Below are 17,903 nucleotides of genomic sequence, written 5' to 3'. Positions count from 1 at the left end.
TTTTTCTGATTGCTTTTACCAGGTAATAAACGCAAGGAACCAGCAGGAGAATAAATGTATATGTGAAATCCAGAACAATGTTCATATACTCCCAACCTCCAGGCATGAACTGATTATCGAAAATATGAAAGACATCATTAATCAAAATATGCATTTATACCATTCGCATTGTCAAGTCCCTGAACTTAATGAATTCCCGGAATGCAAAGAGGAGTGATATGAATTTGCTTGAAGGCATCAGGAAGGAGCAGACCCTGATTGAACAGGATGGGACTGTTTCCTGGTGATCCACGCTTTCATACAGCATGGCTGCCGGAAAACATTAATCAGCTGGATGCTGATAATGTCAGAAAGTTCACGTGCTGCATCGGCTCCTGAATCGCGAGCACTCATTTTTAACATAGCCGGCAGCTGTTCCATGAATGCATGTGCTCATTGCTGGCCGAAAAAACTCCGGGCATTTTGCTTTGTGATTCAGAAGAGTTCTGGTAGGATGACAGCACAAGGCAGAACCGCAGTGCTGCGGCGCTGAGGAAAGTCAGAGTAATTGAAGTCTGCAGATTGCGGATCGCCTGAGAAAAGGAGATCATTTTATGCTTACTTTCAAACCCGTATACCAGCTTTACGTGAACGGTGAATTTCGTGATGCAGCAGATGGACGTACCATCTCTGTATACAATCCTTCTAACGGCGAGAAGCTGACTGAAATTGCTGCAGCCGGAAAGAAAGATGTTGATGAAGCAGTGAAGGGAGCGTGGAAAGCGTTTGAGTCCTGGAAGAAGACCACGGTAAAAGAACGTGCCCGGATTCTCAGAAGGATTGCAGATGTCATTGATGAGAATGCTGAGTATCTTGCAATGGTGGAAACTCTGGACAATGGCAAGCCGATCCGGGAGACGCGCAATATTGATATTCCGCTTGCTGCAGATCACTTCCGCTACTTCGCAAGTGTCATTGAGGCGGAAGAAGGAAGTGCGACGATACTGGACAATCGTTATCTGTCTCTGATTCTGCGTGAGCCGATCGGTGTGGTCGGACAGATCGTGCCATGGAATTTCCCGTTCACGATGGCTGCCTGGAAGCTTGCACCGGTTCTGGCAGCGGGAGATACCACGGTATTCAAGCCATCAAGCATGACGTCCCTGTCGGTTCTGGAGTTTGCCAGACTGACGAAGGATATCATTCCTGCAGGCGTCTTCCAGGTCATTACCGGCAGCGGCAGAGAAGCCGGACAGGCGGTTCTGGAACATCCGGATCTCCGTAAGCTCGCGTTCACGGGGTCCACGGAGGTGGGTTACACCGTAGCAAAGGCTGCTGCTGAGAAACTGATTCCGGCAACGCTGGAACTTGGCGGAAAGAGTGCAAATATCTTCTTCGATGATATGGACTTCGAGAAAGCGATGGATGGCCTCCAGCTTGGCATTCTGTTCAATCAGGGACAGGTATGCTGCGCCGGGTCCAGAGCATTTGTCCAGGACACGATCTATGATCGCTTCGTCAAGGAAGCAGTTCGCCGCTTCAGTCAGGTAAAAGTCGGATTGCCATGGGAAGAGGATACGCAGATGGGATCTCTCATCAGCAAGGGCCAGAGAGATAAAGTACATGGCTTTGTGGAGATGGCAGTGAAAGAAGGCGCAGAAGTTGCACTTGGCGGAAAGTTCTATGAAGATGAGAAGACAGCAGCTGGCGCATTCTATGAGCCGACGATTCTGGTCAATGTGAAGAACTCCATGCGGATTGCCCAGGAAGAAGTATTCGGCCCGGTTCTTGCCATTATTCCGTTCCACTCTGAAGAAGAGGTGATTGCGATGGCGAATGACAGCGAATATGGTCTTGGCGGAGCAGTGTTCACGAAGGATATCAGCCGTGCATTCCGGGTCGCAAGAGCTGTGGAAACCGGGAGAATGTGGGTGAATACCTACAATCAGCTCCCTGAGAAGGCACCGTTCGGCGGTTACAAGAAGTCCGGAATCGGCCGCGAGACTCATGCGATGATTCTGAATGCGTATACTCAGGTCAAAAATATTATGATTGATCTGGAAGAAACGCCAAGCGGTTTCTATCCAGATAAGGGGTAATGTATGGATGAAAGAGATATTCTGATTGTCGGAGCAGGGACGGCCGGACTGACTGCTGCGATCTATGTGCAGCGGGCTGGCAGACATGCGGTGATCTATGAGAAGAGTGCTCCGGGCGGACAGATTGTCACGGCAAATGAAATTCAGAACTATCCTGGTTTTGTGTCGGTGAATGGTGCTGACTTCGCATACCGTCTGTATGAACAGGCAGCAGGACTCGGAGCAGAATTTATTTCGGAAGAAGTACTTGAGATCATTCCGGAAAAGAATTCTGTTACGGTGCGTACTGCAGGCGGATCCAGAACCGGACGTGCGCTGATCTATGCCGCAGGAGCATCGCATCGGAAACTTGGCCTTCCGGAAGAAGAAAAACTGATCGGGAAGGGAATTTCGTTCTGTGCAAACTGCGATGGAGCATTCTTCAGAAACAAGCGGGTAGCTGTCAATGGCGGCGGCAATACCGCTCTGGATGATGCAATCTATCTTTCGAGAATGGCTTCAGAAGTATATCTCATTCACCGGAGGAAAGAATACCGGGCAGAAGAAGCACTGCAGAAGCAGATTGCTGAGGTCCCGAATATCCATCCGGTTCTTGATACCGTCATCACCGGGCTGAAGGAAACTGATGGTCATCTCAGCGGTCTGCATCTTCAGAACAAGGAGTCCGGAGAAGAAACAGAGCTCTCTGCAGATGGTCTGTTTCTTGCGATCGGCATGAAGCCGGAAACGAACTTGCTGAGAGGCATTGTTGACCTTGATGAGGCGGGATATATCCGGGCGGGTGAAGATACCTGCACGAATGTGCCGAATATCTTTGCGGCAGGCGATGTCAGAGCAAAGAAGATCCGGCAGCTGACCACGGCTGCTGCAGATGGAACTGCAGCAGCAATTCAGGCGGCTGCGCTGTAACTGAAACAATGCTGATCAAGGCTGTCAGAAATGGCAGCCTTTTTCGTGCGATAAGAAGGCACACTGATAGTACGTTGTCAAAGCAATCTAGCAAGGGATAGAACTGGATGGTGAACATGAAAACAAACAAACCCTTGTGGCAGTAAAAGTCCAAGCAGAAAGGATGAGGAAGCAGGAAGTTTTTGCGGCTCCTTTCACTCTTTCATGGGTGCCGGCAGCAATCAGAACACAGAAAATCTCATTTGCTTTCTGACGATCTCCTTTCCCCGCCCGGTTTTTTCTGATATGGTCACCAGGTTTTTCTGCATCATGCGGCTGATGGCGGATTGATGGCTTGTCTGGAGCAGCCAGCCAGCTTCATGATGGTGCTCCGGGTCAGCGGCTCACCTTTGTCATAAAACAGGTAGTATCGGTCAGGCCAACCTTTACTGCGTATTGATGATACAGCGCATTGATCTCACTGCTGATCTGGTTCAGGGACTGTTTGGCAGTCGGATGGGAAGCACTGTGTTTTCCTGCTTTCATGAAATGTCCTTCCCGAAGAAAAATGTCCGATTCCGGAGAACTGAGAAAGAGACTGATCTTTCATAAATCCGGTTTTCGTTCCTCTATTACGGCCGTTGATTCCGGAAAGGTAGAATCATGATTTTCTGATCGTTAGAATGAAGATAATCTGGATTGATTCTGCGGGCTGGATTCAGGAGACACAAATGAAAAAAGAGCTAACGAAGAAAGCAATGGATCTTACCTCTGAGCTTCTGAGGGATTTTCACAGGATGAATCCGAATACAGTCTTTGACTTGTGTGATGAAAATGTAACCTGGATCAGCGCACAGAAAGAGCAGTTCATCATCGGAAAGAAGGCATTCCGGAAAGAACTTGATCAGGTTGTGGCAGATATGTTCATGTGCCACATGGAGAATGAGGAATTTCTCATTACGGAGAATGAAGGGAATACGTGTACGGTGATCGGAAGGTATCTCGTGGTTTCTGATGATGAAGCCCCTGGCATGGTGGCAAGCGAGCAGCGATGCGTTGCGGTCTGGAAACAGACGGATGAGGGACTGAGGCTGCTGCATTTAAGCACGACAAGTCCGATTGCAGAAGTGGCAGTGAATGATGATGAGCATTTCGTACGATCAATCGGAACGACGATGAAAAAGATCTTCTTCCGGAGACTGAATGCAGAGAACAGGAAGTATCTGTTCACGATGCGGGATGGAGATATCGTGACGCTGAGAGAATATTCGATTCTTTATTTCGAAGCTCAGAAGAAACACAGCTATCTGGTCACAAAAGACCGTACGCTGGAGCTTCAGGAGAGTTTCAGCACGGTGAGAAAGAAGACAGAAGCTTCTGAGGCGTTTCTGCAGATCAGCCGGAGCTTTCTGGTCAATGTATGGCATATCGAGAAGATTTCTGGAACTGCAATCACAATGGATAACGGGGAGATCGTTCATTTTCCGGATAAGAAGAAAACACAGATCATTGAAGAGCTGAGAAAGCGCTTCTGGTGAGGAGGACGCATGAAACACTGCAGGAAAGCATTGCCGATCAGGATCGCTGCGGGATTCTTTGCTATGGGAATCAGCCTTCCGGGAGTTCTGGCAGTACAGGCAGAGGAAATTCCGGCATCGTTTGCTGCAGCCCTGATGGTCAGTGAGGAACTGCAGACGGGAGGGCTCAGCGAGCTGACCCTGTGGGGAACGCTGATCTTCGTCGTCTCCGGGATTGTGGCAGGGATTTCGCTGTCTCATAATTTCAGGGATAGAAATTGAGCAGCCTGATATCATGAAAAGGCGCTGAAGTGAAGAGAGTCATCCAGATAGTCGGGGAAAGACTTTCGGTGCCAGCTTAGTCAATCTGTGGAAAATTGAAATTTTCAGTGCAGTCATTCTGCCATGAGGGAAGATCAGTCTGATGGATCTTTCAGATTTAATATTCTCTTCATCCTGCATAGTTTGATAATCCGCTGACATCATTGCAGGAGGAAAAAGAATCATGCATATCAGCAAGCGAATTATCACGGTATTATCGTCAGCAGCGTTGCTGCTGTCTCTTTCTGCCTGCGGGTCTGGCTCTGCGTCATCTGCTGCAGCTGCCAGCAATGCACCTGCGGTTCAGACGGTGACTGGAACGGCAGCTGGCAAGAACGGGGATGTCGCGGTGGAAGTTAGCCTGGAAGGAAACAAGATCACCGGGGTAACGGATTAGCAGGAAACCGAAGAAATTTCGGATGCTGCTCTGGAGAAGGTTCCGCAGCGCATTGTAGAAGCGAATTCTTTCAAAGTGGATGCGGTTGCGGGAGCGACGATTACCATTCAGGGTCTGCACCGGAAGATCTGCCATATATTTTCGATCGGTATTATCAGGGCTCCCTCTCTGACCAGAAGAAGTCTTCCGGGCTAGGCTTTTCAATTGCCAGAGAAATCATCCAGAAAGAAAACGGAACGATCACAGCGGAAAGCCAGCTTGGAAAAGGCACTTCGTTCTGGGTCTGTTTTCCGGCAGCCAGGCATGCCCCAGAAGAAAAATCCGCTGGTTGACAAACAGCGTGATGCTGGTAAACTATCAGATGTTATCAAATACCAGAGACAGTAACGGCGGAAGCTTAATCATGTTACCGAGGTAGAAAGCTGTAAACAGACTTTTTTGCCCTTGCTGTCTGAAACGGCAAGGGTTTATTTTCCAGACGGTAGGCGATAACAGGAAAGGTAGAAGGTGAATCAATGAATCAGGCGGTATTGGAATCGAAGAAGAACGTTGTCTCTGAAATCCAGGACAAGTTCACAAAGTCTTCGTCCACTGTTGTCGCTGAGTACCGTGGTCTGAGCGTTGCAGAAGTCACCGAACTCCGCAGAGCGCTGCGTGCTGAGAATGTTGAAATGAAGGTTTACAAGAACACTCTCGCAAGCAAGGCTGCTGATGCGGCTGGATTCGGGGAACTGAAGTCTTCGCTGACCGGTCCTAACGCGATTGCATTCGGTGAAGACGAAACCGCAGCAGCTCGTGTCATGGCAAAGTTTGCCAAGAAGCACAAGGCGCTGATTCTCAAGGGCGGAATCGTCGAGGGCAAGGTTGTCGACACTGAGACAATCACACAGCTCTCTGAACTTCCGAACCGGGAAGGCATGCTGTCTATGCTGCTGTCTGTACTCACTGCACCTGTCGCTTCCTTCGCAAGAGCAGTCAATGCGGTTGCTGAAGCTAAGCCGGCAGACGGTGCTCCTGCAGCGGAGGGCGCTGCACCGGCGGAGGCTGCTAAGGCAGAAGAAGCCAAGGCTGCTGAGTAAGCAGTCACAAGACCATTTGGAGAAAACTGGAGGAAAATTAAAATGGCTAAGTTAACAAAGGAAGACATTCTTGCTTATCTCGATGAAGCAACGATTCTTGAACTCAATGATCTCGTAAAGGCAATTGAAGAGAAGTACGGCGTTTCTGCTGCTGCTCCGGTTGCTGTTGCTGCTGCTCCGGCAGAAGCTGCTGATGCTGCACCGAAGAACGTTACAGTTGTTCTGACAAGCTTCGGTGATTCCAAAGTCGGTGTCATCAAGGTTGTCCGTGAAATCACCGGCCTGGGCCTGATCGATGCGAAGAAGCTGGTCGATGGTGTACCTGCTGAGCTCAAGAAGGATGTACCTGCAGAAGAAGCTGAAAACATCAAGAAGAAGCTGACGGATGCTGGTGCTACTGTTGAATTCAAGTAATCGCCAGTAAAACAACATCGTGTAAAAAAGCCGAGGCATAGCCTTCGGCTTTTCGCCCCTAAGAAAGGAAGCGGATTTTATGGCAGTGACGCACTATTTTACCGATAACCGCTCGCTTCCGGAGAACCGGAAAGATCATTCCTTCGAGTTCATGGGGCATGCGTATACATTTGCGACAGAGGATGGAGTCTTCAGCAAGACCGGAGTGGATTATGGCTCCGAGGTGCTTCTGAAGGCAGCAGCACGGGAAAGAATTGCTGGAAACGTGCTGGATATGGGATGCGGATACGGAGTTCTCGGCATTGTGCTGAAAACTCTGTTTCCGGATGCCGCTGTCACCTGCTGCGATGTAAACCCGAGAGCTGCTGAGCTTGCGGACGCCAACAGCAAGACCAACAGGGCTCCGGTATCAGTGATTATCTCAGACCGTTTTGAACATGTTCCCGGAATGTTTGATGTGATCGTGACCAATCCGCCGATCAGGGCGGGCAAAGAAGTGGTCTACGGCATCTTTGACGGGGCATATGAACATCTTTCATCAGATGGATTTCTGCTCGCCGTGATCCGGCGCAAGCAGGGGGCTGAAAGCGCAGTCAGAAAACTGAATGAGCGATTCGGCAATTGCGAAATCGTGATGAGAGACAAGGGTTACTGGATCCTGAAAAGCAGGAAGTCAGATTGACAGGGTTGCATAATCGATGATAGCATTTTATGTTGATAAAAAGCCGATAAATCACTAAGGGGGTATTATACCCTTTTCGGCGTTTCCAGCATGCAGGCGAAAGGATGGCGTACATGGAAAAAAAGCAGGCATACCGCGTTGTGCATTACGGTCCCAAATCAGTCCGCCGCGACTACACGAAAGTCAGTGCAGGCCTGGATCTTCCGGATCTGACGGAGATTCAGACGGCCTCCTATGACTGGTTCCTGAAGGAAGGAATCCGTGAAGTCTTCGACGACATCTATCCGATCAGCAACTACAGCGGCAATATCCGTCTGAAGTTTGTTGATTATGAATTCGGGGAACCGAAATACTCGATCAGCGAATGCAAGTACCGGGAAACCAATTACTGCGCTCCTCTGAAGGCCAAGATGGAACTTGAGATGGTGGATCAGGAGACTGGCGAAGTCATGACGAAGTGGGAAGAGGTATTCCTCGGCGATTTCCCGCTGATGACTCCGACCGGAACCTTCATCATCAATGGTGCTGAGCGTGTCATTGTTTCTCAGATTGTCCGTTCTCCGGGTGCTTATTTTGACATTGTCTCAGAAGAGCGCACCGGCAGAGATACTTATACCTGTGAACTGATTCCGAGCCGCGGCACGTGGCTGGAATTCATGTCTGATGATAAGAAGGCCGCACTGGGCCGGATCATGAATGTGTCGATTGACCGGAGAAGAAAGATTCTCTCCACGATTCTGTTCAAGGCAATCGGCATGTCCCTGAATCTGGAAAAGGGTGAGGATGCCTTTGATACGACTGGCATGCAGAAGTTCCTGAAGGCACTGCACTTTGATGTTTATCCGGATGTCATCGTTCCGGAAGAAGAGCGTGAGTTCCTCAATGATTATATGCTGCTGTATACCAGCATCTTCGGAAACTACGAAGAGATCCGCAACACGCTGGCTGCAGATAAGACAAAGACCACGCATGATGCGCTGCTCAGTGTTTATGAGAACCAGAGAGCAGATGAAATTGCGACCATCGATGGTGCTCTCACCACGATGGATCAGAAGTTCTTCGATTACCGCCGGTATGATCTGACCAAGGCAGGACGCTATAAGGTTCTGAAGAAGCTGAACATCCTGGACCGCATGGAGAATCATCGTCTGAGAGATGATCTCATCGGTGCAGACGGCAAGGTTCTCATCAAGAAGAACAAGGTCATCGGCAAGAAGGAAAGAGATGAGCTGAGACCGGAGATCAACAAGGGTATTTCCTGCGTTGCGCTGCCGTTCAACCATCTGTTCTCTCATCCGGTGACAGCAGTCATGAATACTTCCTGGACCAAGGCTCTGGTCGGAAGAATTCTGGCAACGGATCTGGATGGCAAGAAGAGCCATTATGATCAGGGAACGGTTATCACGCCGGAAGATGCCAAGGCACTTGCCAAGGAATTCAGCGAGGTTACCGTTTATGCAGGAATCTTCGCAAATGAAGTGAAGGTTACCAATGACAATATCAGCGCGGTTCTGAACTATGGTCCGCGTATGTATACAGTCGGAAGACTGACGGTCAATGGCAAGGATCTGGCTCATGAAGATGACATGCTGATTGCCGGAAGATATATTCCGGATGAAGACGAGACGAAGCTGACGACGGCAGATAAGGAAGCTGTCATGAGCAGAGTCATGGCTGGAGATCCGGTTACGGTATGGCTGGTCGGTGCATGCGTGCAGCAGGTCTGGATCCTGGATGATGATGGCGATCCGGTCAAGCTCATCGGCATTGATCCGCTGAACACGAAGCATACGATCACGATGCCGGATATGTATGCGCTGTACAACTATGAGCTGACGATGCTGGATGGGGTCGGTTCTGTAGATGATATCGATATGCTCGGAAACCGCCGTATCCGTACGGTCGGTGAGCTGATCCAGAATCAGTTCCGCATCGGTCTGTCCCGTATGGAGCGTACCGTCAAGGAGCGTATGTCGATTGCAGATGCGTCGGGTCTCACGCCGAAGCAGCTGACGAATATCCGTCCGCTGACGGCAGCGATCAAGGAGTTCTTCTCTTCTTCTCAGCTGTCTCAGTTCATGGATGCTGAGAACCCGCTGTCGGAGCTGTCCAACAAGCGCCGTATTTCGGCACTTGGTCCTGGCGGACTGACGCGTGAGCGGGCAGGCTTCGAGGTCCGTGATATTCATAACAGCCACTATGGAAGAATCTGCCCGATCGAGACTCCTGAAGGCCCGAACATCGGTCTGATTTCCTATCTGACTACGTATGCAAGAGTCAATGAATACGGCTTCATCCAGACTCCGTACCGCCGTGTGGTCAATGGCCAGGTCACGGATGAGATCAAGTACATGTCTGCAGATGAAGAGAATGATCATGTCATTGCACAGGCAAATGAGATTCATGACGGCAAGCTGACCAGCGAGAAGGTTGTCGCAAGAATTGCCGGTGAAACGGTCATGGCTGATCGTGACACGGTCGACTATGCCGACGTCTCCCCGAAGCAGATCGTCTCGGTTGCGACTGCCTGCATCCCGTTCCTTGAGAACGATGACTGCACCCGTGCCCTCATGGGCGCAAACATGCAGCGTCAGGCTGTTCCGCTGCTGAACCCGCATACACCGTGGGTAGGAACCGGCATGGAGCGTGCAATTGCACGTTATTCCGGTGCGGCCTGCGTAGCGACTGCTCCTGGCACCGTATCCTATGTGGATGCGACCAAGGTTGTCGTCACGGAAGAAGATGGCAAGGAACATACGTATGAACTGACGAAGTTCCGCCGTTCGAATGCTTCGACCTGCCTCAACCAGAGACCGATTGTCGAAGATGGCGAGCATGTGGAGCGCGGCGATATTCTGGCAGATGGCTTCTCCATGGAGAACGGCGAACTTGCCCTCGGCCAGAACGTGCTGATTGCTTACATGACCTGGCATGGATATAACTACGAGGATGCCATCATCATGTCTGAGCGCATGGTGCGTGAAGACGTGTATACCTCGGTTCATATCGAGGAGTATGACATTGAGTGCCGTGAGACGAAGCTCGGACCGGAAGAGATCACCCGTGATATTCCGAATGTATCCGAGAGTGCATGCCGCAACCTGGATGGCCGCGGAATTGTCATGGTCGGTGCTGATGTCAAGGAAGGCGATATCCTGGTAGGAAAGGTTACTCCGAAGGGACAGTCCGAGATCACGCCGGAAGAGAAGCTGCTGCTGGCAATCTTCGGTGAGAAGTCGCGTGAAGTGCGTGACAATTCCCTGAAAGTTCCGCATGGCGGTGCCGGAACGGTTCATTCCGTCCGTATCTTCCGCCGCAAGGATGATCATGAGCTTCCGCCGGGAGTGAATGAAGTCGTCAAGGTCTACATCGTTCAGAAACGTAAGATTTCCGAAGGTGACAAGATGTCCGGCCGTCATGGCAACAAGGGTGTCATCTCCAGAATCAACCCGATTGAGGATATGCCGTACATGCAGGATGGCACCCCGATCGACATCATGCTCAACCCGTTCGGCGTTCCTTCCCGTATGAACATCGGACAGGTGCTGGAAGTCCATCTCGGCATGGCTGCCCGTTCCCTTGGTGTGAAGTTCGCAACCCCGGTCTTCGATGGTGTTTCGAACCAGGATCTGGAAGACATCATGAAGGAAGCTGGCACGCATCATAAGTATCTGCTGACCGATGGCATGACTGGCGAAGTATTCGATGAGCCGATTGCAGTCGGTGTCATGTATATGATCAAGCTCGCGCACATGGTCGATGATAAGCTCCATGCGCGTGCAACCGGACCTTATTCTCTCGTTACGCAGCAGCCTCTGGGCGGCAAGGCTCAGAATGGCGGCCAGCGTTTCGGTGAAATGGAAGTCTGGGCACTTGAGGCATATGGTGCTGCGCATACCCTGCAGGAAATCCTGACGGTCAAGTCGGATGATATCATGGGCCGCACGAAGACTTATGAAGCAATCGTCAAGGGCAAGGATATGCCGGAGCCGGGTGTTCCGGAATCGTTCCGTGTCCTGATCCATGAGCTCCAGGCTCTGGCAGTGGATGTCCGTCTGCTTGGCGAGAATGGCGAAGAGATGGATCTGAAGCAGCTGGAACAGGAAGAGCTGAAGGAAGAGACCACGATTGATATGACTCACCAGAAGTTCGTGAACGATGCGGAGACGCAGAGCGATCTGACGGTCAAGAATGGAATTGATGAAGTCCAGGAAGCTGCAGTTGTCGGATTCGATGATGCAGATGACTCGGATGACAGCAAGGACTAAGGAGGATGCGGCAGGATGAATATTAATAACTTCACAGCAATAAAAGTCGGACTGGCATCACCTGAACGTATTCGTGAGTGGTCTTATGGCGAAGTCAAGAAACCGGAGACTATCAACTATCGTTCCCAGAAACCGGAACGTGACGGTCTGTTCTGCGAGCGTATCTTCGGTCCGACCAAGGACTGGGAGTGCGCCTGCGGAAAGTACAAGAAGGTCCGCTATCAGGGTGTGATCTGCGATCGCTGCGGTGTTGAAGTCACGAAGTCCAGTGTCCGCCGTGAGCGGATGGGCCACATTGAGCTGGCTGCTCCGGTTGCGCATATCTGGTATCTGCGCGGCATTCCTTCCCGCATGAGCCTGCTTCTGAATGTACCTCCGAAGCAGCTGGAAGAAGTAGTCTACTTCGTTTCCTGGATCGTGACGGATCCGGGTGATACGAAGCTGTCTTACAAGCAGATTCTCTCGGAAAAGGAATTCCGTGAGAATACCGCAATCTACGGACCTGGCAGCTTCTCTGCCGCAACTGGTGCAGAAGCAGTCAAGACTCTTCTGGAACAGGTCGATATCGATAAGGAATACAAAGAAATCCAGGCAGAGCTTGAAAAAGCAAATGGCGATAAGCGCAAGAAGCTGATCAAGCGTCTGGAGACGGTTGAAGCATTCCGCAACAGCGAGAATAAGCCGGAGTGGATGATTCTGACTGTTCTGCCGGTCATTCCGCCTGATCTCAGACCGATGCTGCAGCTGGACGGCGGCCGTTTCGCGACGTCTGATCTGAATGATCTGTATCGCCGTGTCATCACCAGAAACAACCGTCTGAAGAAGCTGCTCGAACTCGGCACGCCGGCAATCATCGTGCAGAACGAAAAGAGAATGCTGCAGGAAGCCGTTGATGCTCTGATTGACAATGGCCGCCGCAGCAAGCCGATTACTGGTGCCGGCGGAAGAGCACTGAAGTCTCTGTCTCATTCCCTCAAGGGCAAGCAAGGACGTTTCCGTCAGAACCTCCTCGGCAAGCGTGTTGACTTCTCAGGCCGTTCCGTTATCGCAATCGGCCCGAGTCTGAAGATGTGGCAGTGCGGTCTGCCGAAGGAAATGGCCATCAACCTTTACAAGCCGTTCGTCATCAATGAACTGGTCAATGAGCAGGTTGCGTCCAATCCGAAGACTGCTGAAAAGCTGATTGAACGTCAGGATGCGCGTGTCTGGGATGCTGTGGAAAAGGTCATTGAGAACCACCCGGTATTCCTGAACCGTGCACCGACTCTGCACCGTCTGGGAATCCAGGCATTCTTCCCGCGTCTGGTTGATGGTCATGCGATCCGTGTCCATCCGCTGGTCTGCCCGGCATTCAATGCTGACTTCGATGGTGACCAGATGGCTGTCCATCTTCCTCTGGGAGAGCTTGCTCGTGCAGAGACAGAAGTCCTGATGCTCGGTGCAAACTCCATTCTCGGTCCGAAGGATGGTAAACCGATCGTTACTCCTGGACAGGACCTTGTGCTTGGTAACTTCTATCTGAACATGGAAGAGACCGCAGAAGAGTTCTACAACAAGGCTGATGCGCTTGAGCGTCTTGGCCAGAGAACCGAAGCAGAGCGCTGGAGACGGTACGGGGACAATGAAGGCCATGTCTTCAAGGATGTGGACGAAGTCCTCATGGCGGAACAGGTCGGCATGGTCCACCTGCACAGCCGGATTGCAATTCCTGCAGACAAGGTCAACAAGACCTGCTTCACGGATTACCAGAACAGCTGCTACCTGCTGACTTCAGTAGGAAAGATTATCTTCAACAGCGTATTCCCACCTGATTTCCCGTATATGAATGAATTTGACGGGGATAAGCTGAAGGTTACTCCGAATGATGATTTCGTTGAGCTTGGAACGGATATCCGCAAGGAAATCCAGAGCCGTCCGGTGACGAAGGAGTTCAAGAAGAAGGACCTCGGAAACCTGATCGCTGCAGTATTCGCAAAGTACAAGAACGGCAATGGCGATGTTGATTCGCCGACGGTCCGTACTTCCACGATTCTGGACTCCCTGAAGGATATGGGCTATCTGTATTCCACGATTGCCGGCATGACGGTTGCACTGTCGGATATTTCCGTAGCGCCGCATAAGCAGGAAATGGTGGATGAGGGCCGCCGCAAGGCAGATATCCTCAACAATCTCCGTGACAGAGGTCTTTTGACCGGTCCGGAGTGGGAAGCACAGTTCTCTGATCTCTGGGCGAAGGTCAAGGATCAGGTCGGTGATACGCTGATGGCTTCGCTGCCGCGTATGAACCCGATCAACATGATGGCTGTTTCCGGTGCCCGCGGCAACAAGAACCACTTCACGCAGCTTGCCGGAATGCGCGGTCTCATGGCTCGTCCTACTCAGTCCAAATCCAAGAAAGAATATCAGCCTTCTATCATTGAAGTCCCGATCTATTCCTGCTTCCGTGAAGGAATGAGCGTGTCCGAGTTCTTCATTTCCACCCATGGTGTACGTAAAGGACTTACCGATACCGCTCTGAAGACGGCAGAGTCCGGATATCTGACAAGACGTCTGGTCGATGTCGCGCAGGAAGTCATCATCAACGAAGAAGACTGCGGAACCGAACGCGGATTCCTGGTCCGTCAGCTGGTCGATGAGAAAGACGGAACGATCATCGAGAAGCTTGAGGAACGTATTGCCGGCCGGTATACACAGCAGGCTGTCACGGATCCGAAGACTGGCGAAGTGATCTGCCCGGAAGATACTTACATCACAGACGAGATGGCAAAGAAGATCGTCGATGCTGGTGTCACAGAGGTATGGATCCGCAACGTATTCACCTGCGAATCTCCGAAGGGCATCTGCCGCAAGTGCTATGGCCGCAATATGGCAACGGGCAATCCGGTTGAAGCCGGTGAAGCAATCGGTGTCATGGCTGCACAGGCAATCGGCGAACCTGGTACTCAGCTGACCATGAGAAACTTCCATACCGGAGGTGTTGCGAATAAGAATGGTGATATCACACAGGGTCTCCCGCGTGTCGAAGAGCTGTTCGAAGCACGTACGCCGAAGCGTGTGGCAGTCATTGCCAAGATTGACGGCGAAGTCACAGATATCCGCGAGCAGGACAACAAGCAGGGCATGATCATCACGGTGACCAATGAGAATGATTCCATTGATCATAAGTGTGATCTGACCCAGACGGTTCTCTCCAATATCACGGTTGGCACCAAGGTTACTGCCGGCCAGCCGATGACGGAAGGAACGATTGCTCCGAAGGAACTGCTCCAGGTTGCCGGTGTCAGAGCTGCAGAAGAATACATCCTAAAGGAAGTCAAGAAGGTTTACTCTTCTCAGTCCATCGATATTTCCGATAAGCATCTGGAAGTCATGATCAAGCAGATGCTGAAGAAGGTCATGGTCACGGAGAGCGGCGATTCCGGTCTGAGTGCAGGCCAGACGCTGAGCCGTGCGCATATGACGGAAATCAACGACGAGCTGCTCGATGAAGGCAAGACGCCTGCTCAGTTCAGCCCGATCATGCTTGGAATTTCCAAGTCAGCTGTCGAGACGGATTCCTTCCTGTCTGCTGCATCATTCCAGGAGACGACACGTGTCCTCACGGATGCTGCAGTCAAGGGCAAGGTCGACCATCTGGAAGGCCTCAAGGAGAATGTCATCATCGGCAAGCTGATTCCTGCTGGAACCGGCCGGCCGGAATACGAGCGTGAAACCACGAAGCGTATTATCGAAAAGGCTGACAAGATGATCGAGGAGCGCAGAGCAAAGGCTGCTGCGCTTGCAGAAGCAACTGCAACCAAGCTCCCGGATGAGGTTCTCGGCAATGAAGAGGAAGACGACTTCACTGCTGCAGATCAGAAGGATGCTGCAGAAGAAAAGCCGGAATCTTCTGAACCGGAAGACAAAGAAGCAGAATAAGTTTCGATTAAGATCTCTGTGCTATGCAGAGATCTTTTTTTGATTTCTTCGATGATTCTGAAGAAGATTGATGAAATCTGAATCATGCACGAATGGTATGAATGCTGAAGTGGTCAGGCGGGCAGCTGCTCTTCTGACTTTAAAAAAAACGCCTGGAGAAATGCCCCGGCGTTTCAATAAGCGTTCAGAATGCGGTGAGCAGCTGTTCCTTGGCATGAATGAGCTGAGTGAGAAGTTCATTGTACGGAGTAGGAATTCCGTACTGTTTTCCTTTTCTGGAGATGGCACCATTCATGTATTCAATCTCGGTGATTCGGTGATTCTGAATCAGGTCCTGATACATGGAAGTGAAGGCAAAGCCGTTGACCGTCGGCCGGCAGTAATCCTGGATGGCTTCGATCATCTCGGTCTGGTTCAGATGGATGCCTTCTTTTTCCGCGACGGCGATATATTCCTTCACGATTTCCAGAATGATGGCATCGAATACCCGAAGACTCCTCAGTTCCATGTTATTGCATTCCAGCAGGGCGGTTAATGCATTGAGGCCGCCGGTAATGCATGCTTTGCGCCAGATGGAAGCGAGCACATTATCGCTGTAGCGGGCATTGAGTCCTGCCTGGTTGAGTACTTCAATGACCTTGTCAGCTGCCTGCTTTCCTTCCGGACGAATGTTCTGAATATCAATGGAGCCTTCTCCATTGAGCTCCAGAAGTCCCGGTCCTTTCATGGTAGCGGTCCACATGGTTGTTCCAGACAGGATATGGCCAGGATTGACATAGCGGGAAAGCGTGTCCTCATGACCGATTCCGTTCATGAGACAGAGTACATACGTATCATCCTGGATGATCGGAGAGATTGCATGGAACATCTGATCGAGCTGAGGGCTCTTCACCATAGCAAGAATCAGATCGACTTTCTCGTTCTTCTCATCAATTTCATCCGGATAGTAGATCGGAATCTGATCGGTGATCACTTTTCCGTTCAGGGAAGCGGTCAGACCGTCTTTCCGGATGGCTTTGATGTTGGCCTGCCACTGATCAATCAGAATCACATCATTTCCGGACTGATGAAGGCAGAGTGCGAATCTGCCGCCCATTCCGCCGGCACCTGCAACTGCAATTTTCATAAAACCTCTTTCTGAATTCGTTTTTCTGAGATCAGTTTACACCGAAAACTCAGAAGCGTGGACATACAGATGAGAGGTTCTGCCGTGTTGTATAATAGAGCTGCAGCTTGGAGAACAGTATGATTGACAGACGGTATAAATGGAAAGTGATTACGATTGCAGTACTCTGCGTGGCAATTCTGGCAGGGCTTCTGGTGCTGCATTTTACTGATCGCAGCAGCGCTGCTGCAGTCCAGGCGTCGGCGACTCCGGAAGTGACTATGACGCCAGCTCCGACGCCTGTTCCTTCTGCGACTCCGGTACCGACGGAAACGCCGACGCCCGAACCGACCGTTCAGGCAGATCTTTCCACGGATACCAGCATCACGAGATATATCAGCCAGACGCATACGATCAGCTCTGATTATGTGCCGCCTGATCTGGTGGATGTGGATGTGCATTCTGCAAGCACCCAGCAGCTGCGGGAAGAAGCAGCTGAGAAGCTGAAGGAGATGTTCCAGGCAGCGATTGAGGATCAGGTTTATCTGAAGCTGGTCAGCGGGTATCGTTCCTATACGCTTCAGAATGATCTGTACCATTACTACATTTCGATCCGCGGGCATGAGTTTGCGGACAATATCGATGATCATCCTGGTGCTTCTGAGCATCAGCTCGGACTGGCAGCGGATCTTGGATGCTGGAATGGTGCCTGTGAGCTGCAGTACTGCTTCACACAGTATGGAGACTATACGTGGCTGCAGGAGAATTCGTATCTCTATGGGTGGATTGAGCGCTATCCGGAAGGAAAGCAGGAGATCACCGGAATCATGTACAGTCCATGGCATTTCCGCTATGTTGGTGTCGAAGAAGCTAAGAAGATTCATGACAGCGGTCTGACCATGGAAGAATACTATGGCATCACGGACTGAGGGCCTGTTCTGAAAAGGGTGAATTGAAAAACTGAGCGCAAGTTTTACGAAGTTATCGCAAGCTGCGCGTGACAAGGAATAGTGAGAGACCGGTTCTGAAGTAATTCCGGTCTCTTTTCTATGGATTTTCTGCCTGAAATGATAGAAAAAGTGTTCAAATACGTTACAATTTAAGCGTATTAAAACCTGCCCTGCTGCGCCGATAAAATTCAGACACGGTCAGCGCAACGGGGAATAATGACGGATGCTCAGCCAGAACCTGCCATGATTTCAGTGCTTAGTGATTGGTGGTGCCGGTCAGATGATT

General features: G+C 50.9%; 13 protein-coding genes, 2 pseudogenes and 1 other annotated feature. Of the genes and pseudogenes, 13 read left to right on the top strand and 2 right to left on the bottom strand.

The window, feature by feature from the left end; all coding sequences use genetic code 11:
- Positions 1 to 593 precede the first annotated feature (593 nt).
- Positions 594 to 2,078, top strand: a complete 1,485-nt coding sequence (locus FYJ51_RS11515; RefSeq protein ID WP_154505755.1) for an aldehyde dehydrogenase family protein — start codon at positions 594 to 596, stop codon at positions 2,076 to 2,078.
- A gap of 3 nt (positions 2,079 to 2,081) precedes the next feature.
- A complete protein-coding gene (locus FYJ51_RS11510; protein WP_154505754.1) occupies positions 2,082 to 2,987 on the top strand; it encodes an NAD(P)/FAD-dependent oxidoreductase in 906 nt (301 codons plus the stop codon).
- 375 nt (positions 2,988 to 3,362) lie between these two features.
- Here the strand turns inward: FYJ51_RS11510 and FYJ51_RS11505 are convergent, their stop codons facing one another.
- Positions 3,363 to 3,512, bottom strand: coding sequence for a hypothetical protein (locus tag FYJ51_RS11505; protein WP_154505753.1), 150 nt, complete (start codon positions 3,510 to 3,512; stop codon positions 3,363 to 3,365).
- Positions 3,513 to 3,697: 185 nt separating this feature from the next.
- Between FYJ51_RS11505 and FYJ51_RS11500 the strand changes: the two genes are divergently transcribed.
- From FYJ51_RS11500 to rpoC, 10 genes and pseudogenes are all read left to right on the top strand, one after another.
- Positions 3,698 to 4,504: a LytTR family DNA-binding domain-containing protein gene (locus FYJ51_RS11500; protein ID WP_205946314.1), complete on the top strand. Its 807-nt coding sequence runs from the start codon at positions 3,698 to 3,700 to the stop codon at positions 4,502 to 4,504.
- 9 nt (positions 4,505 to 4,513) lie between these two features.
- Positions 4,514 to 4,765, top strand: a complete 252-nt coding sequence (locus FYJ51_RS11495) for a hypothetical protein (RefSeq protein WP_154505751.1) — start codon at positions 4,514 to 4,516, stop codon at positions 4,763 to 4,765.
- Positions 4,766 to 4,988: 223 nt separating this feature from the next.
- Positions 4,989 to 5,201: a hypothetical protein gene (locus tag FYJ51_RS11490; RefSeq protein WP_154505750.1), complete on the top strand. Its 213-nt coding sequence runs from the start codon at positions 4,989 to 4,991 to the stop codon at positions 5,199 to 5,201.
- Between the two features lie 12 nt (positions 5,202 to 5,213).
- Positions 5,214 to 5,396: pseudogene (locus FYJ51_RS13960) on the top strand (hypothetical protein); the annotation flags it as partial.
- Positions 5,312 to 5,533: pseudogene (locus tag FYJ51_RS13955) on the top strand (ATP-binding protein); the annotation flags it as partial. The pseudogenes FYJ51_RS13960 and FYJ51_RS13955, both read left to right, overlap by 85 nt.
- A 24-nt stretch (positions 5,534 to 5,557) precedes the next feature.
- Positions 5,558 to 5,682: a sequence feature (ribosomal protein L10 leader region), on the top strand.
- 34 nt (positions 5,683 to 5,716) lie between these two features.
- Positions 5,717 to 6,280: a 50S ribosomal protein L10 gene (rplJ, locus tag FYJ51_RS11480; protein ID WP_154505749.1), complete on the top strand. Its 564-nt coding sequence runs from the start codon at positions 5,717 to 5,719 to the stop codon at positions 6,278 to 6,280.
- Between the two features lie 42 nt (positions 6,281 to 6,322).
- Positions 6,323 to 6,694, top strand: coding sequence for a 50S ribosomal protein L7/L12 (gene rplL / locus FYJ51_RS11475; RefSeq protein WP_105304829.1), 372 nt, complete (start codon positions 6,323 to 6,325; stop codon positions 6,692 to 6,694).
- 79 nt (positions 6,695 to 6,773) lie between these two features.
- Positions 6,774 to 7,376 carry a class I SAM-dependent methyltransferase gene (locus FYJ51_RS11470; protein ID WP_154505748.1) on the top strand — a complete coding sequence of 201 codons (603 nt, stop codon included), beginning with the start codon at positions 6,774 to 6,776 and terminating at the stop codon, positions 7,374 to 7,376.
- 113 nt (positions 7,377 to 7,489) lie between these two features.
- A complete protein-coding gene (gene rpoB, locus FYJ51_RS11465) occupies positions 7,490 to 11,644 on the top strand; it encodes a DNA-directed RNA polymerase subunit beta (protein WP_154505747.1) in 4,155 nt (1,384 codons plus the stop codon).
- A 15-nt stretch (positions 11,645 to 11,659) separates the two neighbouring features.
- Positions 11,660 to 15,562, top strand: a complete 3,903-nt coding sequence (gene rpoC / locus FYJ51_RS11460) for a DNA-directed RNA polymerase subunit beta' (RefSeq protein WP_154505746.1) — start codon at positions 11,660 to 11,662, stop codon at positions 15,560 to 15,562.
- Between the two features lie 184 nt (positions 15,563 to 15,746).
- Here rpoC and FYJ51_RS11455 read toward each other — a convergent pair whose 3' ends face one another.
- Entirely contained in the window at positions 15,747 to 16,688 is a 942-nt protein-coding gene (locus FYJ51_RS11455) for a 2-dehydropantoate 2-reductase (RefSeq protein WP_154505745.1), read from the bottom strand.
- Positions 16,689 to 16,807: 119 nt separating this feature from the next.
- Between FYJ51_RS11455 and FYJ51_RS11450 the strand changes: the two genes are divergently transcribed.
- Positions 16,808 to 17,596, top strand: coding sequence for a M15 family metallopeptidase (locus FYJ51_RS11450; protein WP_154505744.1), 789 nt, complete (start codon positions 16,808 to 16,810; stop codon positions 17,594 to 17,596).
- Positions 17,597 to 17,903 lie beyond the last annotated feature (307 nt).

The sequence above is a fragment of the Stecheria intestinalis genome, assembly GCF_009696165.1.
GTDB classification, from domain to species: Bacteria; Bacillota_I; Bacilli_A; order Erysipelotrichales; family Erysipelotrichaceae; genus Bulleidia; species Bulleidia intestinalis.
The sequence above is the reverse complement of the archived record's forward strand: the minus strand, read 5'-3'. Positions and strand labels throughout refer to the sequence as shown.